14 protein-coding genes, 3 rRNA genes and 1 pseudogene are annotated in these 23,120 nt (G+C 69.1%); 4 read left to right on the forward strand and 14 right to left on the reverse strand.

All coding sequences use genetic code 11. From position 1 onward, the window contains the following. Positions 1-277 precede the first annotated feature (277 nt). Both MDN94_RS30210 and MDN94_RS30215 read left to right on the forward strand, forming a co-directional pair. On the forward strand, positions 278-2,104 hold the full coding sequence (locus MDN94_RS30210) for a glycoside hydrolase family 15 protein (protein WP_482729002.1): 1,827 nt from the start codon (positions 278-280) through the stop codon (positions 2,102-2,104). A 48-nt stretch (positions 2,105-2,152) separates the two neighbouring features. Then, on the forward strand, positions 2,153-3,775 hold the full coding sequence (locus MDN94_RS30215) for a PucR family transcriptional regulator (protein WP_482729003.1): 1,623 nt from the start codon (positions 2,153-2,155) through the stop codon (positions 3,773-3,775). 18 nt (positions 3,776-3,793) lie between these two features. Here the strand turns inward: MDN94_RS30215 and MDN94_RS30220 are convergent, their stop codons facing one another. The 5 genes from MDN94_RS30220 to MDN94_RS30240 all read right to left on the reverse strand — a co-directional run bounded on the left by MDN94_RS30220 (position 3,794) and on the right by MDN94_RS30240 (position 9,116). After that, complete coding sequence (locus MDN94_RS30220) at positions 3,794-4,879, reverse strand: glycosyltransferase family 4 protein (protein WP_482729004.1); 1,086 nt, start codon at positions 4,877-4,879, stop codon at positions 3,794-3,796. 237 nt (positions 4,880-5,116) lie between these two features. Then, positions 5,117-6,862: a DNA repair protein RecN gene (gene recN / locus MDN94_RS30225; RefSeq protein ID WP_482729005.1), complete on the reverse strand. Its 1,746-nt coding sequence runs from the start codon at positions 6,860-6,862 to the stop codon at positions 5,117-5,119. Between the two features lie 211 nt (positions 6,863-7,073). Continuing rightward, positions 7,074-8,012: an NAD kinase gene (locus tag MDN94_RS30230; RefSeq protein WP_441266586.1), complete on the reverse strand. Its 939-nt coding sequence runs from the start codon at positions 8,010-8,012 to the stop codon at positions 7,074-7,076. Then, positions 8,009-8,824 carry a TlyA family RNA methyltransferase gene (locus MDN94_RS30235; protein ID WP_482729006.1) on the reverse strand — a complete coding sequence of 272 codons (816 nt, stop codon included), beginning with the start codon at positions 8,822-8,824 and terminating at the stop codon, positions 8,009-8,011. The genes MDN94_RS30230 and MDN94_RS30235 overlap by 4 nt, the downstream gene beginning before the upstream one ends. Positions 8,825-8,831: 7 nt before the next feature. Next, the gene (locus tag MDN94_RS30240) at positions 8,832-9,116 is read right to left on the reverse strand and encodes a hypothetical protein (protein ID WP_482729007.1); all 285 of its coding nucleotides are present in this window, start codon (positions 9,114-9,116) and stop codon (positions 8,832-8,834) included. 42 nt (positions 9,117-9,158) lie between these two features. Here MDN94_RS30240 and MDN94_RS30245 point away from each other — a divergent pair, with 42 nt between their 5' ends. Next, positions 9,159-9,506 (forward strand): SCP2 sterol-binding domain-containing protein, encoded by a 348-nt coding sequence (locus MDN94_RS30245; protein WP_482729008.1) that lies wholly within the window; start codon positions 9,159-9,161, stop codon positions 9,504-9,506. A gap of 408 nt (positions 9,507-9,914) precedes the next feature. Here MDN94_RS30245 and MDN94_RS30250 read toward each other — a convergent pair whose 3' ends face one another. From MDN94_RS30250 to MDN94_RS30265, 4 genes are all read right to left on the reverse strand, one after another. Next, positions 9,915-10,718: an ABC transporter ATP-binding protein gene (locus MDN94_RS30250; protein ID WP_482729127.1), complete on the reverse strand. Its 804-nt coding sequence runs from the start codon at positions 10,716-10,718 to the stop codon at positions 9,915-9,917. A 95-nt stretch (positions 10,719-10,813) separates the two neighbouring features. Further along, positions 10,814-11,851: a FecCD family ABC transporter permease gene (locus tag MDN94_RS30255; protein ID WP_482729009.1), complete on the reverse strand. Its 1,038-nt coding sequence runs from the start codon at positions 11,849-11,851 to the stop codon at positions 10,814-10,816. Further along, positions 11,848-12,900, reverse strand: coding sequence for a FecCD family ABC transporter permease (locus MDN94_RS30260; RefSeq protein WP_482729010.1), 1,053 nt, complete (start codon positions 12,898-12,900; stop codon positions 11,848-11,850). The genes MDN94_RS30255 and MDN94_RS30260 overlap by 4 nt, the downstream gene beginning before the upstream one ends. Before the next feature lie 61 nt (positions 12,901-12,961). After that, complete coding sequence (locus MDN94_RS30265; protein WP_482729011.1) at positions 12,962-13,990, reverse strand: HAD hydrolase-like protein; 1,029 nt, start codon at positions 13,988-13,990, stop codon at positions 12,962-12,964. A 92-nt stretch (positions 13,991-14,082) separates the two neighbouring features. Here MDN94_RS30265 and MDN94_RS30270 point away from each other — a divergent pair, with 92 nt between their 5' ends. Continuing rightward, positions 14,083-15,363: a DUF1015 domain-containing protein gene (locus MDN94_RS30270; protein ID WP_482729012.1), complete on the forward strand. Its 1,281-nt coding sequence runs from the start codon at positions 14,083-14,085 to the stop codon at positions 15,361-15,363. A gap of 68 nt (positions 15,364-15,431) precedes the next feature. Here the strand turns inward: MDN94_RS30270 and MDN94_RS30275 are convergent, their stop codons facing one another. The 5 genes and pseudogenes from MDN94_RS30275 to MDN94_RS30295 all read right to left on the reverse strand — a co-directional run bounded on the left by MDN94_RS30275 (position 15,432) and on the right by MDN94_RS30295 (position 23,035). Further along, positions 15,432-16,184 carry a tetratricopeptide repeat protein gene (locus MDN94_RS30275; RefSeq protein WP_482729128.1) on the reverse strand — a complete coding sequence of 251 codons (753 nt, stop codon included), beginning with the start codon at positions 16,182-16,184 and terminating at the stop codon, positions 15,432-15,434. A gap of 378 nt (positions 16,185-16,562) precedes the next feature. Continuing rightward, positions 16,563-17,762: pseudogene (locus MDN94_RS30280) on the reverse strand (hypothetical protein); the annotation flags it as partial. A 114-nt stretch (positions 17,763-17,876) separates the two neighbouring features. After that, positions 17,877-17,993: ribosomal RNA gene (rrf, locus tag MDN94_RS30285) — 5S ribosomal RNA — on the reverse strand. A 109-nt stretch (positions 17,994-18,102) separates the two neighbouring features. After that, positions 18,103-21,227 (reverse strand): 23S ribosomal RNA (locus MDN94_RS30290). A gap of 280 nt (positions 21,228-21,507) precedes the next feature. After that, positions 21,508-23,035 (reverse strand): 16S ribosomal RNA (locus MDN94_RS30295). Together the 16S, 23S and 5S rRNA genes form the textbook arrangement of a ribosomal RNA operon. Between the last annotated feature and the right edge of the window lie 85 nt (positions 23,036-23,120).

Here is a 23,120-nt window from a genome sequence, read left to right on the forward strand (position 1 = left end):
CCACAACGCGCGGGAACCGCTCACCGCGGCCCACGTGCCGCTCACCCGTTCGCCGCACCTGTGTTGCGGGGACCCGACACGGATCGTTGACGTGCGTCGTATCCTGCTTCGAAACTCGCTGCCGAGCCGGACCTGTGCACGGACGACATCCCCAGACCGTCACCCGGAATACGGCGCCCCCCACCAGGCACGTGGCAACACCTCCCGCGTGGTGTTTTTGGGGTCGCCGCGGCTCGTCAACGACCCTTGACCGCAGTAAGCGCCCCGCGGGGCGGACATGGCCGTTCGACTGGAGATGCACGTGGCCGGGCGCATCGAGGATTACGCACTCATCGGAGACATGCAGACCGCTGCACTGGTCTGCCGGGACGGCACAGTGGACTGGCTGTGCCTGCCCCGCTTCGACTCGCAGGCCATTTTCGCCGGGCTGCTCGGCACCGAGGAACACGGTTTCTGGCGGCTCGGGCCCGCGTTCGAGCCGCACGGCGAGGCGCCGGCCGCGACCCGCCGCACGTATCGCGGCGACTCGCTCATCCTCGAATCCGAGTGGGACACCCCTCGGGGCACGGTCCGAGTGACCGATTTCATGCCGCCACGTGACGGTGCGCCGCAGCTGATCCGGATCGTGGAAGGCGTCTCCGGCCGGGTGCGGATGCGCTCCGCGCTGCGGATGCGTTTCAGCTACGGACGGATCGTGCCGTGGGTCCACAAGATCGACAACCGCACGGTCGGCGTCGCCGGTCCCGACTCGGTGTGGCTGGACTCGGACACCGACACGTACGGCAAGGACCTCACGACCTACTCCGACTTCACCGTCGCCCCCGGCGACCGGATCACCTTCACGCTCAGCTGGCAGCCCTCGCACAAGGCGCAGCCGGCCCTTCCCGACCCGCAGGGCTCGCTGGAGGCCACCGCCGAGTTCTGGCGCGAGTGGGTGGACCACTGCACGTACCACGGCCCGTACCGCGAGGCCGTGGTCCGCTCGCTGATCACGCTGAAGGCCCTCACCTACGCACCGACCGGCGGGATCGTCGCCGCGCCCACGACCTCGTTGCCCGAGGAGATCGGCGGCGTCCGCAACTGGGACTACCGCTACACCTGGCTGCGTGACGCGGCGATCACCCTCTCCTCGCTGCTGCGCACCGGCTACCGCGAAGAGGCCCGCGCCTGGCGGGAGTGGCTGCTGCGGGCCGTCGCCGGCGACCCTGAGAACCTGCAGATCATGTACGGCATCGCGGGCGAGCGCGAGCTCGGGGAGGCGGAGCTCGACTGGCTGCCCGGCTACGAGAACTCGGGCCCGGTGCGCGTCGGCAACGGCGCCGCGCACCAGCTCCAGCTCGACGTGTACGGCGAGGTCACGGAGGCCCTGCACCTCGCGCACATGACCGGCCTCGCGCGCAACGACTACGCCTCGCTGCTCCAGCTGAAGCTGATCCGCTACCTGGAGAAGCACTGGGACCAGCCCGACGAGGGCATCTGGGAGGTCCGCGGGCCGCGCAGGCACTTCGTGCACTCCAAGGTGATGGCGTGGGTCGCTGTCGACCGGACGATCAAGCTGATCGAGTCCGGTGACGCGGACGGGCCGCTGGAGCGCTGGCGCGATCTGCGTGACGAGATCCACCGCGACGTCTGCGAGAAGGGCTACGACCCGGAGCGCAACACCTTCACCCAGTCCTACGGCTCCAAGGAACTGGACGCCTCCCTGCTGCTGATCCCGCAGATGGGCTTCCTGCCGCCCGACGACAAGCGGGTCATCGGCACGATCGAGGCGATTCAGCGCGAACTGTCCACCGAGGACGGCTTCATCCTGCGCTACCCGACCGAGGGTGCGCACGAAGGCGTCGACGGGCTGCCCGGCGACGAAGGCGCGTTCCTGGCCTGCTCGTTCTGGATGGCGGACGACCTGGCGATGATCGGGCGGGTGGACGAGGCGCGGCGGCTGTTCGAGAGGCTGCTGTCGCTCCGCAACGACCTCGGGCTGCTCGCGGAGGAGTGGGATCCGAGGCTGCAGCGGCAGGTGGGCAACTTCCCCCAGGCCTTCAGCCATGTCCCCCTGATCGACACAGCGCTGCGTCTGACCGCATCCGGGGCCTACGGTGGCTAGGAGTCCACTGTTGTCCTTGGAACTGCCGCCCAGGTAGCGTCCTCGGCCATGGAAACGCAGGGCGGCATCACCGTGCGGCGGGCACTGGAACTCCCGGGCCTCCGCAGCGGACTCCCGGAGGTCCTGGCCGGCGCCGACCGGCTGGAACGCACCGTGCGCTGGGTCCACGCCGGTGAGGTGCCCAACATCGCCTCCCTGCTCAAGGGCGGGGAGCTGCTGCTGACGACGGGTCTCGGCCTCGGGACCCGTCCGGTGGAGCAGCGGGCGTTCGTCCACCGGCTCGCGGAGCGCGGCATCGCCGCGCTGGTCGTCGAGCTCGGCCCCCGTTTCTCCCGGCTGCCGGCCTCGATCGTGGAGGCGGCGCGGGCGGCCGGTCTGCCTCTGGTGCAACTGCACCGCGAGGTGCCGTTCGTCACGGTCACCGAGGAGATCCACACCGAGATCGTCAACGGCCACTACGCGCTGCTCCAGCAGGCGGAGGAAGTGCACCGCCGCTGCACGGAGGCCCTCCTCGGCGGCGGCGGGGTGCCCCAGGTGCTCGCGATCCTCGCGTCCTTCACGGGCGACCCGGTGTTCCTCGAGACCCCCGACGGGCAGCTCCTGTACGCGGCGGACACCCCCGGCGGCGAACCGGGCGCCGCCGACCCGTTGCAGGTGTGGCAGGGGCTGCGGGGCGGCCGGCAGGACGGCCCCCCTGCGAACGCGGTCCTCGTCGACGTGCCAGGCGGCGGACGAGGGACGGGCGCGGTCCGTGCCCGGCTGGTGCTGCTGGCCGTGTCGTCCCCGGTGCTGCAGGTGCACCGGATGGCGGCCGAGCGGGCGGCGGGCATCCTCGCCGTGGTGCTGATGCAGGCGCGCCAGGAGGAGGAGCTCGCGGCACGCGGCCGGGGCGACTTCCTGACCGACCTGGCGGAAGGGCGCATCACGCCGGAGGACGCCCCCGCGCAGGCGAGGGTCCTCGGCTTCAAACCGGGCGCGGGGCCGCTGCTGCCGGTGGTGATGCGGATCGCGGCCGAGCTGACGCCCAGCGGCAACTGGTCCGTGCTGGCACGGGCGGTCTCCGAGGAGCTGTCGTCGCTCGGGGTGCCGGTGCTGCTCGGCGTCCGGCCGGTGGAAGGCCGGGTGCCGCTCCTCGTCGGACTGCGCGCGGAGGGCGACCGGACCGCCGTCGCGGACCGGGTGGCCCAGGCGCTGCGCGCGGGGGTGGCCCGCGCGGGGCTCGAAAGGGCCGGCGCGCATCCGCCGGTCGTCGTGGTCGCCGCCGCGGGCGGCTGGGCCGCCGCCGGCGCCGCGCTGCGCCATGCGGCGGAAACGGCCGCCGCGGCGCAGGGGCTGGACGACCGGCCCTGGTACGACGCCCGCCGCCTCGACATCGACCTGCTGCTGTGGCGACTGCGCGAGCATCCGGACCTGGCGGCGTTCGTCGACCGCGCGATCGGGCCCCTGCGGGCCCATGACGCGACGTCTCGCCCTCCGCTGCTCCCCACCCTGGAGACCTACCTGGCCCACGCGGGCCGCAAGGCGGAGACGGCGCGGGAACTGCACCTGAACCGGCAGACCCTCTACAACCGGCTGGCCCGGATCGGGGAACTGCTGGGCACCGACCTGGAGGACCCGGAGACGGTCCTGGCCCTCAGCCTGGCGCTACGGGCCCGCCGCCACACCCGCTGACCGGGAGGGGCTTGGCCGCTACGAACCGGTGAGCGCCAACTCGTCGTAGACGCTGAGGACCTGCGCGACCGTCTCGTCCTCCGTCGGCCAGGTCCCCGCCTGTGTCCGGCCCGCCTGCGAGAGCCAAACCCGGCGCGCCGGGTCGGACAGCAGGCGGGTCACGGCGGCCGACAGGGCGACGGGATCGCCGTATGGGATCAACTCGGCGGCTTCCCCGACCAGTTCCGGCACCCCGCCGACCGCCGTGGCGACCAGCGGCACGCCCAGCCTCAGTGCCTCCTGCGCCAGCAGGGATCGGGCCTCCCAGCGGGAGGGCAGTACCGCCAGGTCCGCGGCGGACAGCAGCGCGGGAACGTCGTCGTGCCGGCCCAGCAGCCGGACCTGCAACTCCTCGGCCGTGATCCGGCGCTGGAGCGCTGCCCGCTCCGGCCCCTCCCCCGCGATCAGCAGGAGCGGCGCGGGGTCCAGGGCGCTCCAGGACCGGGCGGCGTCGAGCAGCGTGCCGTAGCCGCGGTGCCGCTCCAGGCTGCCCACGGCGACGAGTAACGGGCGCCCGACGACGCCCAGTTCGGCACGGAGCTTCGCGTCCGGAGCGGGCGGGACCTGCGGGGCGGGCGTCGCCACCGGGGCGAGCCTGGCGTCGCGGGCGCCGCAGGCACGGGCCCGGTCGACCAGCTCCGAGCAGGTGCCCAGGACGACCGCGGCCGCGCGTACGGCCCGTCGTTCGAGCAGCCGCAGGACCGCTGCCCTCGTGCCCTCGGCCTGAACCGTCGTGTGCCAGGTGACGACGAGCGGGATGCGGGAGCGCTGTGCGCCGAGGGCGAGCGAGGCGCGCACGGCGGCGTGGAGCCCGTGCGCATGCACCACGTCCGCGCCGGCGCACGCCGCGCGCAGTGCGCCGATGGCCTGAGGGTCGCTCCGGCGCGGGACCGGCGCGAAGTGTGCGCCGGCGCCCCGGAAGTCGTAGACGTCGTCGATGCGGACTGGGGCGCACACCGTCACCCGCACGCCCCGTGCCACCAGCCCCGCGGCCAGCGACCTGACGTGCGCGTTGCTGCCCGCACTGCCGCCGCCCAGCACTTGGACCGTACGCAGCTGTGTCACCCGCCAAGGATGCCAGTCCGTACGGACGTTCCGGCACCGTCCGGGTGTCGTGCCGGTGTACGTACGCGGCTCCGGCGGACCGGGATCACTCACACGGGTGAGCCGGCGAGGCGGCTGACCTCGGGCAAGTGTCCGGCGCGCGCCGCGCGTGCCCCCCGGCGACGCCCTCGAGAGCGACTTGAAGCACGGACCCGGCGCGCCCGCCCCCGGCGAAAGCCCCCCGGGGGGCGGGCGGCCCTAACCGTCGGCGCGTGCCGTGGCCAGCAGCTCCTCCGCGTGGGCGCGAGCGGTCTCCGAGTCCTCCTGGCCCGCCAGCATCCGCGACAGTTCCCGTACCCGGTCCTCGCCCTCGAGGACGGTGACACCGCTGCGTGTGACCGTGCCGTCGTTGGTCTTCTCGACCAGCAGTTGGCGGTCCGCGAACGCCGCCACCTGCGGCAGGTGTGTCACCACCACCACCTGCGCCGACTTCGCCAGCTTGGCGAGCCGGCGCCCGATCTCGACCGCGGCCTTGCCGCCGACCCCAGCGTCGACCTCGTCGAAGAGGTACGTCGGCACGGGATCGGTCCCGGCGAAGACGACTTCCACGGCGAGCATCACCCGGGACAGCTCACCGCCAGAAGCGCCCTTGGCGATGGGGCGCGGCGGGGCGCCGGGGTGCGGGGCCAGGAGCAGTTCGACCTCGTCGACGCCGGAGGGCCCGTACACCACGCAGCGGCCGCCGACCTCGACGCCGGAGGCCTCGTCGGCGGACTCCGTCTGCCGGACGGCGAACGAAACCCGCGCGTGCGGCATCGCGAGCGAGGCGAGTTCCTCCGTGACGGCCTCGGCGAAACGCGCGGCGGCCTCCGTGCGGGCGTCGGTCAACGCCTGGGCGAGGCCGGACAGCTCGGCGCGCAGCGCGTCCCGTTCGGCCGTCAGCTCGCCGATGCGGTCGTCGTCGCTGTCGAGCTCCGTGAGCCTGACCGCGCCCTCCTCCGCCCAGGCGAGCACGGCGGTGATGTCCTCGCCGTACTTGCGCGTCAGCTGCGTCAGTGCCGCCCGGCGCTCCTCCACCGCGGCCAGTCGCAGAGGGTCGGCGTCCAGGTTGTCGGCGTACCCGGCGAGCTCTCCGGCCACGTCGCCGAGGAGGATGGAGATCTCACCGATCCGGTCGGCGAGCGCCGCCAGCGCGGGATCGTGGGACCGTACGGCGTCCAGCGCCCGCCCCGCGCCCGCTACCAGGGTCGTGGCGTCGACGACCTCCGGGTCCTCCGGGTTGCCCGCGAGTCCCGCGTGCGCGACCGAGGCGGCGGACGCGAGGGCTTCCGCGTGGCCGAGCCGCTCCGCCTCCGCCGCGAGTTCGACGTCCTCACCGGCGCGGGGTTCCACAGAGGCGATCTCGTTCAGGCCGAAACGCAGGAGGTCCGCCTCCTGGGCGCGCTCGCGTGCCCGCGTGGTCAGCTCCTCGAGCTCCGTGCTGACGGCGCGCAGCCGCCGGTAGGCGGCCGCGTACTTGGCATGCGGGACGGCGACGGCGTCACCCGCGTACCTGTCCAGCGCCTCACGCTGTCGGGCGGGCCGCAGCAGGCCCTGCTGGTCGGTCTGGCCGTGCACGGCCACGAGCTCGTCGGCGAGCTCGGACAGCATGCCCACCGGCACGGAGCGCCCGCCGAGATGCGCCCGTGAGCGCCCCTCGGCAGAAACGGTCCGGCTGACCAGCAGCGTGCCGTCGTCGAGCTCGGCGCCGGCCTCCTGCGCGCGCAGCGCCGCCGGGGCGTCGGCAAAGACCCTGATCCGGCCCTCCACGACGGCCGACTTCGCGCCGATCCGCACCAGAGCCGGATCGGCCCGCCCGCCGAGCAGCAGCCCAAGGCTGGTGACGACCATGGTCTTGCCGGCGCCCGTCTCGCCGGTCACCGCTGTGAATCCGGGCGACAGCTCGACAACAGCGTCGTCGATGACCCCGAGTGACCGTATCCGCATCTCCTCCAACACGGACACGACCATACGAGGTCCGGCCCCCGGTGTGCGACGGACCCCGGCGTCCGATTCACTCTCCCGGGCAATACCGGAGCCCGGGAAGGCACGAGGGCGACCGCCGCGACCCGTTACCGTCCGTGCCGGGACAGTCAGGACCGGGCCGAAGGCGTGCCCGCGCGCGAGCACCTCCGGTCCGGTCGCGCCCGCAGGACGCCGTACCGTGCGACGCGCCCTACTGGGGCGCCCCGCGCCAGCCGGAGACCGGCAGGGCGAACTTCGCCACCAGCCGGTCCGTGAACGACGCGTGGTGCAGCCGGGCGAGCCGCACGGGCACGGCACCCCGCCGGACCTCCACCCGCGCCGCGTGCGGCAGTTCGACGGTCCGGCGCCCGTCGCACCACAGCACACCGTGCGGGGTGTGCGGCTGGACCTCGACCGCCAGTACCGACGTCGGCGACGTCACGAGAGGCTTCGCGAACAGCGCGTGCGCGCTGATCGGCACCATCAGCAGCGCTTCCACCTCGGGCCATACCACCGGGCCGCCGGCCGAGAAGGCGTACGCCGTCGAACCGGTCGGCGTCGCGCACACGATGCCGTCGCAGCCGAACCCGGTGGCCGGCCGACCGTCGATCTCCAGGACGACCTCGAGCATCCGCTCCGGCGACACCTTCTGCACGGCCGCCTCGTTCAGCGCCCAGTCGCGGTGCACCACGTCGCCGTTGGAACGCACGATCACATCGATGGTCATCCGCTCCTCGACCTCGTAGGCGCGGGTCACGACCCGGTCCACGACCTTGTCGAGGTCGTCGCGCTCCGCCTCCGCGAGGAAGCCGACCCGCCCGAGGTTGACGCCGAGCATCGGCACCCCGGAGGCACGGGCGAACTCGGCGCCCCGCAGCAGCGTCCCGTCGCCGCCGAGGACGATCAGCAGCTCACAGCCGTCGAGGACCTCCGGCGTCGCGTCGACGACGGTCTCGACCGAGGCGGGCAGCGGCAGGTCGACCGCCTCCGCCGCCAGTACGCGTACGCCGATGCCACAGCGCAGCAGACCCTGTACGACGAGCTCGGCGCTGCGGATCGCCGCGGGCCGTCCCGTGTGGGCGAGCAGAAAAACAGTACGTCTCGAAGTGTTGCCGTTGGTGCCCGGTGTCGTTCCTGATGTCGTGGTCAACGAGGTCCCTCCGCCACTGCGCGGTCGACGTCCGCAGGATCCAGCTCGGGCGCCCCGGCCCTGAGCCACAGAAAGTATTCGACGTTGCCCGAGGGTCCCGGTAGAGGGCTGGCAGTGACGCCCCGCACGCCGAGACCGAACTCCGCCGCCCGGCGCGCGACGGCGCGTACGGCGTCGGCCCGCAGTTCGGGACTGCGCACCACTCCCCCGCTGCCGAGGCGTTCCTTGCCGACCTCGAACTGCGGCTTGACCATGAGCACGAGATCCGCGTCGGGCGCGCTGCAGCGCACAAGGGCGGGCAGCACGAGCCCGAGCGGAATGAAGGACAGATCGCCCACCACAAGGTCCACCGGCTCTCCGTCGATCGTCTCCAACGTCATTTCTCGCACGTTGGTACGGTCCTTGACGATGACACGTTCATCGCTCTGCAGGGACCATGCGAGCTGTCCGTAACCGACGTCGACGGCGACGACGTGCCGGGCGCCCGAGCGCAGCAGCACATCGGTGAAGCCGCCGGTCGACGCCCCGGCGTCGAGGGCCCTGCGACCCTCGACCTTCAGACCGAGCGGTACGAAGGCGGCGAGCGCGCCCGCGAGCTTGTGTCCGCCGCGCGACACGTAGTCGGGGTCGCTGTCGTCGGCGGCGACGACGATGGCCGCACTCGTCTCCACCTGGGTGGCGGGCTTGGTGGCCGTGTTCCGGCCGACGGTCACCCGCCCCGCGGCGATCAGCTGGCTCGCGTGCTCGCGCGACCGCGCGAGTTTCCGGCGTACCAGCTCTGCGTCGAGACGGCGGCGGGCCACTCCTGCCACGTGCGGTTCAGCTCCTGTGGTTGTGCGGTTCCGGCTGGGGTCCCGGGCGGGTGTCGAGCGCGGTCAGCGCGTCCCTGAGCCCCCGGTGTACATCCTCGTACACCTCGAGATGTCCGTCCGCAGCGAGGTGGTCGACATCGGCCAGCCGCTCAAGCAGCGCGTCGACATCGGCGTCGCCGGTGGGCACGCGCTGCACACCCAGCGGCGCGGGGGTCGCCGGGTCGTACACCTCCGCCGCCGGTACGCCGCGGTCGGGCTCCTGCGGACCGGGGGCGGGCATCGAGTCGCTCATGCCCAGACGCTACCGTGAAGCCCTGCGGTAACGTCGCCGCCGATGACCACAACGCAGGAGTGCCGCGGCGCGCTCGACAGACTCTCCGACAACCTGGCGACGGCGAACGGCGACGTACGGACCGCCGCCGCCCTCGACCGTTCCCTCAGCTGCCACATCACGGACCTGGACGTCACGTTCACCGGCCGGCTGGCGGACGGCCGGATCACGGTGACGGACACCGCACAGGGACCGCCACGCGAGAAGGCCCAGATCCGCCTCGCGATGACGGGCGACGACCTGGTGTCGATGGTGGACGGCTCGCTGAACTTCGCGAAGGCGTGGGCGTCGGGGCGGGTCCGCCTGGAGGCGGGCTTCCGCGACCTGCTGCGCCTGCGCACGCTCCTCTAGCCGCGGCGCGTCTCCCCTCCCCGCTGTACCGATGTGCGGCTCCGCCGCGCGGTGGGCAGAACCCGGACCCCGTACCACCCTGCGGGCGGCGTACCGCGCTCCGCGCTGTGCCCTCCATTGCCCCCTACGGCCCGGCGGCCGTGGGGGTGCCCCCCACTCCGGCCCCGCCGGCGTTCGAGGCGCGGGGGTGCGGGGGCAGAGCCCCCGAAACACCGCGCGCAGCGCGGTGCCGGGCCCCCGCGGAGCCCGGCTTCGGAAAGTGGCGGTCCCCCACTGCCGCCAAGCCATAGGGAGAGGGGAGGGGAGGGGAGGGGAGGGGAAACAGCCCGCCGCAGGCGCCACGCACCCGCACGCGCCGCGGACCCACACGGCCACGCACCCGCACCCGCCCCGCCGCCCACCCCTCCGTCACGACACCTTCGCGCCGACCCCCCGCCGCGACGCCGGGATCACCAGCGGTGTGCCGGACTCCGGGTCCTCGATGATCTGGCTCTTCACACCGAACACCTGCTGCACCAGCTCCGCCGTGACCACCTCCGACGGCGCTCCCTCCGCGACGATCCTCCCGTCGCGGAGGGCGACGAGGTGCGTGGCGTAGCGCGCGGCCTGGTTGAGGTCGTGCAGGACGGCGACCAGCGTGCGCCCCTGCGACTCGTGCAGCTCCGCGCACAGGTCCAGCACCTCGAGCTGGTGCTGGATGTCGAGGTAGGTGGTCGGCTCGTCGAGCAGCAGCAGCGGCGTCTGCTGGGCCAGCGCCATCGCGATCCAGACCCGCTGGCGCTGTCCGCCGGACAGCTCGTCGACGTATCGGTCGGCCAGCTCGCCGACCCGCGTCGCGGCCATCGACTCCTCGACGATCCGCTCGTCCTCCGGCGACCACTGGCGCAGCAGTCCCTGGTGCGGGTAACGGCCGCGCGCCACGAGGTCCGCGACCGTGATCCCGTCGGGTGCGATGGACGACTGCGGCAGCAGTCCCAGCGTCCTGGCGACCTTCTTCGCGGGCAGTGAGTGGATGGCCTCCCCGTCGAGCAGGACCCTGCCCTTCGTGGGCTTGAGCATCCGCGAAAGGGCGCGCAGCAGCGTCGACTTGCCGCAGGCGTTGGGGCCGACGATCACGGTGAAGGAGTTGTCGGGTATCTCGACGGACAGGTCCTCCGCGATGACCCGCTGGTCGTAGCCGAGGGTGACGGATTCCGCGGTGAGGCGCTGCATCGTCGTCGTACTCCTGGAGTTCTCTGTGAGGCGGGCGGGGGTCCCCCCCGCGCCCGTACGCATGTGCTTGACCCTGTCCGTGTCCATACCCGCCGTCATATCCGCCCCGCCTTGCGTTCGGTGACGAGCAGCCAGAGCAGGTAGCCGCCGCCGAGCACCGCCGTGACGACGCCGACCGGCAGCATGCGGTCGCCGAACGCGTTGGTGGCGGCCCAGTCCGCGATCAGGAGCAGGGCCGCTCCCATGACGGCGGCCGCGGCCAGGTTCGGTCCGGGCGAGCGCGTGAGCCGGCGGGCCAGCTGGGGTGCGCTGAGGGCCACGAAGGCGATGGGCCCCGCGGCGGCCGTTGCGACGGCGATGAACAGCACACCGGACCCCATGAGGACGATTCTTGTGCGCTCGACGGGGACGCCGAGCGCGTACGCCGCGTCGTCGCCCATCTCCAGCATCCGCAGCGGCCGTCCGTGCGCGAACACGACCGGCATCAGGACCGCGCACATGCCGGCCAGCGGCCACACCTGCGCCCAGTCGCGGCCGTCGAGAGAGCCGGTCATCCAGAGCGTGGCCCTGGTGGCGTCGACCAGGTTGGCCTTGGTGATCAAGAAGTGGATGACCGCCGTGAGCATGGCGGCGACGCCGATTCCGACGAGTACCAGCCGGAAGCCCTGCACCCCGCGCTTCCACGCGAGCGTGTAGACGGCGATGCCGGTGACGAGTCCGCCGGCGACCGCGCCGCCGGCGACGGCGAGCGAGCCGCCGCTGAAGAGCACGATCACGGTGAGCGCGCCGACGGTGGATCCCTGGGAGAAGCCGATGACGTCGGGGCTGCCGAGCGGGTTCCGGGACAGGGACTGGAAGATCGCGCCGCTGAGGGCGAGCGACGCTCCGACGAGTATCGCCACCAGCACCCGCGGCAGCCGCACGTCCTGGACGATGAACTCCTGTGCCGCGGTGCCGTTTCCGAGGAGTGTGGCGGTCACGTCGCCGAACGACATCGGGAAGTCGCCGCTGCCGATGAGGACGACCGCGACGGCCGCCGCGGCCATCGCGAGCAGCGTGACGACGGACGCCGCGCGGGCGTCGAGCCGTACGGACAGCCCGCCCGGCGTGCGTATTGCTTTCACGGCCTTCACAGCTGGGCCATCCTCTTGCGGCGTACGAGTTGGATGAAGACAGGCCCGCCGATCAGTGCGGTGACGATGCCGACCTGAAGCTCGGAGGGCCGGGTGACGACCCGGCCGACGACGTCCGCGCCGAGCAGGAGGACGGGCGCGAGGACCGCCGCGTACGGCAGGATCCACCGCATGTCCGGGCCGGTGACGGCGCGGACGACGTGCGGGATCATCAGACCGACGAAGACGATGGGGCCGCAGGCCGCGGTCGCCGCACCGCACAGCAGGGTGATGGCGAGCATCGACAGGACGCGGGTGCGGGTCAGGTGCGCGCCGAGCGAGCGGGCGGTGTCGTCGCCCATCTCCATCGCGTTCAGCGGCCGGGCCAGCAGCATGGAGAGCGCCAGTCCGGCGGCGATGAACGGCAGGACCTTGCTGATGGTCCCCATGTCGGCGGAAGCGAGCGAACCGACCGTCCAGAACCGCAGGCGGTCGAGCGCGGCCGCGTCCAGCAGTTGGACGGCGTTGATGTAGCCGTACAGCGCGGCGGTGGCGGCCGTGCCGGCGAGCGCGAGGCGTACGGGGGTGGCGCCGCGGCTGCCGCCGAGGACGTACACGGCGGCGGAGACCACGGCGGCGCCGAGGAACGCGAACCACACATAGCCGGTGAGCGAGGTGACGCCGAGGAAGCTGATGGCTGAGACGACCGCGGCCGACGCTCCCGCGCTCACGCCCAACAGGCCGGGTTCGGCGAGCGGGTTGCGGGTCAGAGCCTGCATCACAGCGCCGGCGACGCCGAGAGCCGCGCCGACGACGAGCCCCAGCAGGGTCCGCGGGACGCGGACGTCCCTGATGATCACGTCGTTGTTGGTGCCCGTGCTGTGGAACAGCCCGTCCCACACGTCGGAGAGCGGAATCGACTTGGCGCCCACGGCGATACTCGCGACGCAGATCAGCAGCAGGACGCCGCACGACACCAGCAGCCCCAAGGCACGCAGGGCGTGGCGCTTGGGTGTTGCGGGTGCGGACGCAGGCTCCGCGCTCCGTTTCGGGGGACTCTCGACCAACACGGTGGTTAGGTTAGCCTACCCTCGCATCACCTCTCGGAGAGAGGCTGCCGGCCGGGGAGTCCTAAAAGCCCAGCCGGGCCAGCGCCTTCCCCGCGTCGAGGGTGCAGGAACCGTCGCCCGCGTTCGTCCACGCGGCACCGCACAGCGCGCGCAGGCCGTCCAGCGGATCGCCGTCGCCGTCGAGCGCCAGTTCGTCCGCGCGCGCCGACGCCGTCCATCCGCCACAGCCGAACACGCCGTCGCGCTCGGTCACTTCGGGCTGCCCGGTCAGCATGCCGCGCAGGTCGGCGTCGACGTAGGTCGGCCGGTGCCGCCGCACGGCGGTGAGCAGCTGCGCCGCGTCCGTCACCCCGGTCAGTACGAGCAGCGAGTCGACGCCGCCGTTGAACGCCCCCTCGATGTCCGTGTCCAGCCGGTCGCCCACGACCAGCGGTCGCTCGGCGCCGGTACGCAGGATCGTCTCCTTGTGCATCGGCGGCAGCGGCTTGCCCGCGATCTGCGGCTCGGCCCCTGTAGCGATCCGGACGACCTCGACGGCGGCGCCGTTGCCGGGCGCGATGCCGCGGGCGCTCGGGATCGTCAGGTCTGTGTTGGAGGCGAACCACGGCACACCCCGCGCGATCGCGTAACAGGCCTCCGCGAACCGCCCCCAAGCCAGCTCGGGACCGCCGTAGCCCTGCACGACCGCGGCGGGGTCGTCGTCCGCCGACTCCACCGGCACGAGACCGCGTTCGCGCAGCGCGACCCGCAGCCCGTCGCCCCCGATCACCAGCACCCGTGAACCGGGAGGAACCTGCTCGGAGATCAGCCGGGCCACCGCCTGCGCGGAGTTGATCACGTCGTCGGGCCCGGTCGGGATGCCCAGCTCGGTCAGATGGGCAGCCACGACATCGGGGGTGCGAAGCGCGTTGTTCGTCACGTACGCCAGGTGCATGCCCTGCTCCCTGGCCGTCGCCAGCGACTCGACGGCGTGCACGATCGCCACCCCGCCCGCGTACACGACCCCGTCGAGGTCGAGGAGGGCGGTGTCGTACGCCTCGCTCAGCGCCCGTGTGCTTCCGCTCGGCCGGTTCACGCCCTGCTGACTCATCCGCTTCCGCTCCTCGCTGGTTCCCGCGCTCCCGGTGACCGGGTCCGCTCCCCCGATCATCGCTCATGCCGTGACGCGCTTACGATGCCCTGATGAACAACGAAGGTCCTGCGGCCGATGGCGGCCTGCGTCTGATCCCGTTCCGCGGACTGCGCTACGTCCCCGAGCGGGTGGGCAGCCTCGCCGCCGTGACCTCGCCGCCGTACGACGTGGTCGTCAGACCGGACGGCCTGCACCACCTGGAGTCGGCGGACCCGCACAACATCGTGCGCCTGATCCTTCCCCAGGCGACCACCCCGGAGGACCGCCACCACCAGGCCGCGCAGACGCTCACGCGCTGGCTCGAGGAAGGCGTCCTCGCCGCGGACGACCAGCCCGCCCTGTACGTCTACGAGCAGCGCAAGGGTGATGTCCTGCAACGCGGCGTCATCGGGGCGCTGGCGCTCTCGGAGCCGTCCGACGGCGTGGTCCTGCCCCACGAGGGCGTCATGCCGGACGTCGTCGCCGACCGTGCGTCCCTGATGCGCACGACGGCGGCGAACCTGGAACCGCTGCTTCTCACGTACCGCAGCTCCGGCAAGGCCATGGGCACGACGGCCGTCATCGAGCGCACCGTCCGGCGCTCGCCGCTGCTTTCCACGACCACGGAGGACGGCTTCAGCCACCGCCTGTGGTGCGTCACGGATGAGGGGGAACTGTCCGAGGTCCAGGATGACCTGAAACGGCATCAGGCGATGATCGCCGACGGCCACCACCGCTGGGCGACCTATCTGCGGCTGCGCGCGGAACAAACGGCGCCCGGCCCGTGGAACTACGGCCTGGTGCTGCTGGTCGACTCCGCCCGCTACCCCCTTCAGGTACGGGCCATCCACCGCTTGCTGCACGGCCTGCCGGTCGACCGGGCGCTCACCGCATTGAGCGGTTCCTTCCGTGTCACGCACCTCGACGTACCGCTGCCGCATGCCCTGGACGCCCTGGCCGACGCCGCCGGCGAGGGCAATGCCTTCCTCCTCGCCGGGGACGGCCGGTTCCACCTCGTCGACCGTCCGGACGCCGGACTGCTGAACCGCACGGTACCGAGCGGTCCGCCGGAGGCATGGCGCACCCTGGACGCCACGGTGCTGCACTCCACACTCCTGGAACAGGTGTGGCAGATCCCTGACGACCCCGGGCACATCGCCTACATCCACGACGCCCCGTCGGCCGTGACCAAGGCGGAACGCGACGGCAGCACAGCGGTGCTGATGCACCCGGTCCGGGAAGACGTCGTGCGGGAGCTGGCGCTTCAAGGCGTCACGATGCCCCGCAAGTCGACGTCGTTCGGACCGAAGCCGGCGACGGGACTGGTTCTACGGAGCCTCGCGTTGGACTGACATCCGGACGGAAACGACTGAGGGCGGCACCCGTGGACCGGGTGCCGCCCTCATTTCATGTGCGCGCGTTACGACTGGTCGCCGGAGCTGTCCGAGCCGGCGTCCGGCTCGGCGCCTTCGGCGCCGGTGTCGAGGTCGGTGACGGCCTCGGAGCCGCCGTCGCCGCTCAGGTCGTCGTCCCCCGCGTCGACCTCTGCGCCCCGGTCGCCCTGTGCGCCCTCGTGGATCTCGGCGTCCTCGTCCTCGTCGTCGTGCAGCGCGTCGACGAACTCGACACCGTCCATCTCGGCGAGTCGGTCCGACGCGTCGGTGGCGCCGTCCTTGTCTGCCTCGAGCGCCTTGGCGAACCACTCCCGGGCCTCGTTCTCACGGCCGGCCGCGAGAAGCGCGTCGGCGTACGCGTAACGCAGCCGCGCCGTCCAGGGCTGAACGGAGTTGGAGGCGAGCTCGGGGCTCTGCAGGGTCACGATGGCGGCGTCCAGCTGCCCCATGTCCCGGCGCGCCCCGGCGGCGACGAGCCGCATCTCGACCTGGCCGGCCTTGTCCAGCTTCTGCACCTCGGGCTCGCCGGCCATCGCCAGCGCCCGCTCGGGCCGTCCGAGCCCACGCTCGCAGTCGGCCATGACGGGCCACAGCTCCACGGTGCCCGTCATCCGCCGCGCCGCCCGGAACTCGGCCAGCGCTTCCGAGTACTTCTGCGTCGCGTAAGCGGCGAAGCCCGAGGCCTCACGCACGGCGGCGACACGGGAAGCGAGCCGCAGCGCGATACGGGAGTAGGCGTAGGCCTGCTCGGGGTCCTCGTCGATCAGGTTCGCGACCATGACGAGGTTCCGGGCGACCTCCTCCGCGAGGCCCTTCGGCAGGCTCTGGAGCTCCTGGCGGACATCCTTGTCGATCTCGTCGCCCGTGACGTCGTCGGGGATGGGGAGCCGCTTGACGGGCTCGCGGTCGGGACGGTCCCGCTCGTCACGCCGCCCGTAGCCGCCGCGGTCACCACGGTCACCGCGGTCGTCACGGGAGCCGCGGTAACCACCGCGGTCGCGCTCCTCGCGGCGGGGGCCACGGAAGCCACCACGCTCGTCGTCACGCCGCGCGTAAGCCCCGCCACCGGAGCGGTCGTCGCGGCGGAAGCCACCCTGCCGGTCGTCGCGACGCGGGTACCCGCTCTGACCGGAACGGTCGTCACGCCTGTCGTCACGGCGGTCATCGCGACGCGGGTAGCCGCTCTGGCCGGAACGGTCGTCACGTCGGAAACCGCCACCGGCACCGCCACCACCGGCGGGGCGACCACCACGGTCGTCACGCCTGTCGTCGCGGCGGTCGTCGCGGCGGAAACCACCACCGGCACCGGCGGGACGCTCGTCACGCCTGTCGTCGCGCCTGTCGTCGCGGCGGAAACCGCCACCGGTACCGGCGGGACGCTCGTCACGACGGTCGTCACGCGGCCCGCGGTAACCACCACGGTCACCACCGGGACGGTCATCACGACGGAAACCACCCGGACGGTCATCGCGACGCGGGTAGCCGCTCTGGCCGGAACGGTCGTCACGTCGGAAACCGCCACCGGCACCGCCACCACCGGCGGGGCGACCACCACGGTCGTCACGCCTGTCGTCACGGCGGTCATCGCGCCTGTCGTCGCGGCGGAAACCGCCACCGGTACCGGCGGGACGCTCGTCACGACGGTCGTCACGCGGCCCGCGGTAACCACCACGGTCACCACCGGGACGGTCATCACGACGGAAACCACCCGGACGGTCATCGCGACGCGGGTAGCCGCTCTGGCCGGAACGGTCGTCACGTCGGAAACCGCCACCGGCACCGCCACCACCGGCGGGGCGACCACCACGGTCGTCACGCCTGTCGTCACGGCGGTCATCGCGCCTGTCGTCGCGGCGGAAACCGCCACCGGTACCGGCGGGACGCTCGTCACGACGGTCGTCACGCGGCCCGCGGTAACCACCACGGTCACCACCGGGACGGTCATCACGACGGAAACCACCCGGACGGTCATCCCGCCGGAAGCCACCGCCGCCGCCGGCGGGGCGAGGTGCGTATCCGCCACCGCCGCTCGGGCGCCCACCGCGGTCGCCACCGTCGCGGGAGCCTCGGTACCCACCGCGGTCGTCCTCGCGGCGCGGGCCACGGTCGCGGTCACCGGGGCGGTCGTCACGGCGGAAGCCGCCGCCACCGCCACCACCGGCGGGGCGACCGCCGCGGTCGTCGCGGGCACCACGGAAGCCACCGCGGTCACCGCGGTCGTTGTCACGGCGGGGACCCCGGTCCCTGTCGTCGCGACCACCGCGGAAGCCGCCCCTGTCACCACCGTCCTTGCGACGCGGTTCGCGTTCCGGACGATCGTCGGAAGAGTTGGGGGACATCGGCGTGACTCCTGTCATCGGGTACCACAGTCATTCTCGCGCAGCCGGCGATCGGCCGCGCTTCGTCATCTCGGCAAAACAAAAAGGACCCTTGGTCCAGCGTGAACGCTGGACCAAGGGTCCTGAAAGATTGTTCGGCGGCGTCCTACTCTCCCACAGGGTCCCCCCTGCAGTACCATCGGCGCTGAAAGGCTTAGCTTCCGGGTTCGGAATGTAACCGGGCGTTTCCCTAACGCTATGACCACCGAAACCCTATCGGGTTCTAGCGAACAAGCACACTTTTTAGTTAATAAGTGAAACTGGTTCAACCGGTGCGACTGTTCGCAACCCGGGAACCACACAGTGGACGCGAGCAAATGAGGACAAGCCCTCGGCCTATTAGTACCGGTCAACTCCACCCCTTACAGGGCTTCCATATCCGGCCTATCAACCCAGTCGTCTACTGGGAGCCTTACCCTCTCAAGGAGGTGGGAGTCCTCATCTCGAAGCAGGCTTCCCGCTTAGATGCTTTCAGCGGTTATCCTTTCCGAACGTAGCCAACCAGCCATGCCCTTGGCAGGACAACTGGCACACCAGAGGTTCGTCCGTCCCGGTCCTCTCGTACTAGGGACAGCCCTTCTCAAGACTCCTACGCGCACAGCGGATAGGGACCGAACTGTCTCACGACGTTCTAAACCCAGCTCGCGTACCGCTTTAATGGGCGAACAGCCCAACCCTTGGGACCGACTCCAGCCCCAGGATGCGACGAGCCGACATCGAGGTGCCAAACCATCCCGTCGATATGGACTCTTGGGGAAGATCAGCCTGTTATCCCCGGGGTACCTTTTATCCGTTGAGCGACGGCGCTTCCACAAGCCACCGCCGGATCACTAGTCCCGACTTTCGTCCCTGCTCGACCCGTCGGTCTCACAGTCAAGCTCCCTTGTGCACTTACACTCAACACCTGATTGCCAACCAGGCTGAGGGAACCTTTGGGCGCCTCCGTTACCCTTTGGGAGGCAACCGCCCCAGTTAAACTACCCATCAGACACTGTCCCTGATCCGGATCACGGACCCAGGTTAGACATCCAGCACGACCAGAGTGGTATTTCAACGACGACTCCACCTGAACTGGCGTCCAAGCTTCACAGTCTCCCACCTATCCTACACAAGCCGAACCGAACACCAATATCAAACTGTAGTAAAGGTCCCGGGGTCTTTCCGTCCTGCTGCGCGAAACGAGCATCTTTACTCGTAGTGCAATTTCACCGGGCCTATGGTTGAGACAGTCGAGAAGTCGTTACGCCATTCGTGCAGGTCGGAACTTACCCGACAAGGAATTTCGCTACCTTAGGATGGTTATAGTTACCACCGCCGTTTACTGGCGCTTAAGTTCTCAGCTTCGCCACCCCGAAGAGTGACTAACCGGTCCCCTTAACGTTCCAGCACCGGGCAGGCGTCAGTCCGTATACATCGCCTTACGGCTTCGCACGGACCTGTGTTTTTAGTAAACAGTCGCTTCTCGCTGGTCTCTGCGGCCACCCCCAGCTCACCGAGTAAATCGGATCACCAGTGATGGCCCCCCTTCTCCCGAAGTTACGGGGGCATTTTGCCGAGTTCCTTAACCATAGTTCACCCGAACGCCTCGGTATTCTCTACCTGACCACCTGAGTCGGTTTAGGGTACGGGCCGCCATGAAACTCGCTAGAGGCTTTTCTCGACAGCATAGGATCATCCACTTCACCACAATCGGCTCGGCATCAGGTCTCAGACTATGTGTGAGGCGGATTTGCCTACCCCACGTCCTACACCCTTACCCCGGGACAACCACCGCCCGGGCTGGACTACCTTCCTGCGTCACCCCATCGCTTACCTACTACAAGTCTGGTTCGTCGGCTCCACCACTCCGACCTCGTCCGAAGACTCAGCCGGCGGCTTCACGGACTTAGCATCGCCTGATTCGATATTGGGCGTTTCAAAGCGGGTACCGGAATATCAACCGGTTGTCCATCGACTACGCCTGTCGGCCTCGCCTTAGGTCCCGACTTACCCTGGGCAGATCAGCTTGACCCAGGAACCCTTAGTCAATCGGCGCACACGTTTCTCACGTGTGTATCGCTACTCATGCCTGCATTCTCACTCGTGAACCGTCCACAACTCGCTTCCGCGGCTGCTTCACCCGGCACACGACGCTCCCCTACCCATCCCAGCGGGCGTTGGCCCTCATGCTGGAATGACACGACTTCGGCGGTACGCTTGAGCCCCGCTACATTGTCGGCGCGGAATCACTTGACCAGTGAGCTATTACGCACTCTTTCAAGGGTGGCTGCTTCTAAGCCAACCTCCTGGTTGTCTCTGCGACTCCACATCCTTTCCCACTTAGCGTACGCTTAGGGGCCTTAGTCGATGCTCTGGGCTGTTTCCCTCTCGACCATGGAGCTTATCCCCCACAGTCTCACTGCCGCGCTCTCACTTACCGGCATTCGGAGTTTGGCTAAGGTCAGTAACCCGGTAGGGCCCATCGCCTATCCAGTGCTCTACCTCCGGCAAGAAACACACGACGCTGCACCTAAATGCATTTCGGGGAGAACCAGCTATCACGGAGTTTGATTGGCCTTTCACCCCTAACCACAGGTCATCCCCCAGGTTTTCAACCCTGGTGGGTTCGGTCCTCCACGAAGTCTTACCTCCGCTTCAACCTGCCCATGGCTAGATCACTCCGCTTCGGGTCTAGAGCGTGCAACTCGATCGCCCTGTTCGGACTCGCTTTCGCTACGGCTTCCCCACACGGGTTAACCTCGCTACACACCGCTAACTCGCAGGCTCATTCTTCAAAAGGCACGCAGTCACGACTGCATGTGCAAGCACATACAGCGACGCTCCCACGGCTTGTAGGCACACGGTTTCAGGTACTATTTCACTCCGCTCCCGCGGTACTTTTCACCATTCCCTCACGGTACTATCCGCTATCGGTCACCAGGGAATATTTAGGCTTAGCGGGTGGTCCCGCCAGATTCACACGGGATTTCTCGGGCCCCGTGCTACTTGGGTGTCTCTCAAACGAGCCGCATGAATTTCAGCTACGGGGGTCTTACCCTCTACGCCGGACCTTTCGCATGTCCTTCGCCTATTCATACGGTTTCTGACTCGTCTCATTGCCGGCAGACAATGAAAGAGAGATCCCACAACCCCGTATGCGCAACCCCTGCCGGGTATCACACGCATACGGTTTGGCCTCATCCGGTTTCGCTCGCCACTACTCCCGGAATCACGGTTGTTTTCTCTTCCTGAGGGTACTGAGATGTTTCACTTCCCCTCGTTCCCTCCACACTGCCTATGTGTTCAGCAGCGGGTGACAGCCCATGACGACTGCCGGGTTTCCCCATTCGGAAACCCCCGGATCAAAGCCTGGTTGACGGCTCCCCGGGGACTATCGTGGCCTCCCACGTCCTTCATCGGTTCCTGGTGCCAAGGCATCCACCGTGCGCCCTTAAAAACTTGGCCACAGATGCTCGCGTCCACTGTGTAGTTCTCAAGCAACGACCAGCCACCCATCACCCCACCCTTTTCAAGGTGAGTTCACTGGGGCCGGCATCCCGAAGGACGAGCAACGCTCGCACCCTCAGACACCCAACAGTGTGCCCGGAACAGTCCCGGATGGTGATCACGTTCCACGCCGAAGCAGTACTGGTGAATTCATCCATCAACTGTGCCGAATAATCAACGTTCCACCCATGAGCAACCGTGCGAGTCATTCGCTCGCAGTCGGCCATGTGCTCCTTAGAAAGGAGGTGATCCAGCCGCACCTTCCGGTACGGCTACCTTGTTACGACTTCGTCCCAATCGCCAGTCCCACCTTCGACAGCTCCCTCCCACAAGGGGTTGGGCCACCGGCTTCGGGTGTTACCGACTTTCGTGACGTGACGGGCGGTGTGTACAAGGCCCGGGAACGTATTCACCGCAGCAATGCTGATCTGCGATTACTAGCAACTCCGACTTCATGGGGTCGAGTTGCAGACCCCAATCCGAACTGAGACCGGCTTTTTGAGATTCGCTCCGCCTCACGGCTTCGCAGCTCTTTGTACCGGCCATTGTAGCACGTGTGCAGCCCAAGACATAAGGGGCATGATGACTTGACGTCGTCCCCACCTTCCTCCGAGTTGACCCCGGCAGTCTCCTGTGAGTCCCCATCACCCCGAAGGGCATGCTGGCAACACAGAACAAGGGTTGCGCTCGTTGCGGGACTTAACCCAACATCTCACGACACGAGCTGACGACAGCCATGCACCACCTGTATACCGACCACAAGGGGGGCACCATCTCTGATGCTTTCCGGTATATGTCAAGCCTTGGTAAGGTTCTTCGCGTTGCGTCGAATTAAGCCACATGCTCCGCTGCTTGTGCGGGCCCCCGTCAATTCCTTTGAGTTTTAGCCTTGCGGCCGTACTCCCCAGGCGGGGAACTTAATGCGTTAGCTGCGGCACCGACGACGTGGAATGTCGCCAACACCTAGTTCCCAACGTTTACGGCGTGGACTACCAGGGTATCTAATCCTGTTCGCTCCCCACGCTTTCGCTCCTCAGCGTCAGTAATGGCCCAGAGATCCGCCTTCGCCACCGGTGTTCCTCCTGATATCTGCGCATTTCACCGCTACACCAGGAATTCCGATCTCCCCTACCACACTCTAGCCTGCCCGTATCGAATGCAGACCCGGGGTTAAGCCCCGGGCTTTCACATCCGACGCGACAAGCCGCCTACGAGCTCTTTACGCCCAATAATTCCGGACAACGCTTGCGCCCTACGTATTACCGCGGCTGCTGGCACGTAGTTAGCCGGCGCTTCTTCTGCAGGTACCGTCACTTTCGCTTCTTCCCTGCTGAAAGAGGTTTACAACCCGAAGGCCGTCATCCCTCACGCGGCGTCGCTGCATCAGGCTTTCGCCCATTGTGCAATATTCCCCACTGCTGCCTCCCGTAGGAGTCTGGGCCGTGTCTCAGTCCCAGTGTGGCCGGTCGCCCTCTCAGGCCGGCTACCCGTCGTCGCCTTGGTAGGCCATCACCCCACCAACAAGCTGATAGGCCGCGGGCTCATCCTTCACCGCCGGAGCTTTCAACCGCAGACCATGCGATCCGCAGTGTTATCCGGTATTAGACCCCGTTTCCAGGGCTTGTCCCAGAGTGAAGGGCAGATTGCCCACGTGTTACTCACCCGTTCGCCACTAATCCCCTCCCGAAGGAGGTTCATCGTTCGACTTGCATGTGTTAAGCACGCCGCCAGCGTTCGTCCTGAGCCAGGATCAAACTCTCCATGAATGTTCACCCGTGATCGGGTGCACATCCGAAGAGCGGAACAACCGGTCGGAATAAGACCGGTCGTTCACAGCGTCCTCGCTGTGAT

The organism is Streptomyces sp. WAC00040, assembly GCF_056835925.1.

Coding starts and splice junctions, on each gene's coding strand:
- MDN94_RS30215 (WP_482729003.1), top strand. CDS start 2,153: ATGGAAACGCAGGGCGGCATCACCGTGCGGCGGGCACTGGAACTCCCG.
- MDN94_RS30265 (WP_482729011.1), bottom strand. CDS start 13,990: ATGAGTCAGCAGGGCGTGAACCGGCCGAGCGGAAGCACACGGGCGCTG.
- MDN94_RS30240 (WP_482729007.1), bottom strand. CDS start 9,116: ATGAGCGACTCGATGCCCGCCCCCGGTCCGCAGGAGCCCGACCGCGGC.
- MDN94_RS30270 (WP_482729012.1), top strand. CDS start 14,083: ATGAACAACGAAGGTCCTGCGGCCGATGGCGGCCTGCGTCTGATCCCG.
- MDN94_RS30245 (WP_482729008.1), top strand. CDS start 9,159: ATGACCACAACGCAGGAGTGCCGCGGCGCGCTCGACAGACTCTCCGAC.
- MDN94_RS30275 (WP_482729128.1), bottom strand. CDS start 16,184: ATGGTCGCGAACCTGATCGACGAGGACCCCGAGCAGGCCTACGCCTAC.
- MDN94_RS30210 (WP_482729002.1), top strand. CDS start 278: ATGGCCGTTCGACTGGAGATGCACGTGGCCGGGCGCATCGAGGATTAC.
- MDN94_RS30250 (WP_482729127.1), bottom strand. CDS start 10,718: ATGCAGCGCCTCACCGCGGAATCCGTCACCCTCGGCTACGACCAGCGG.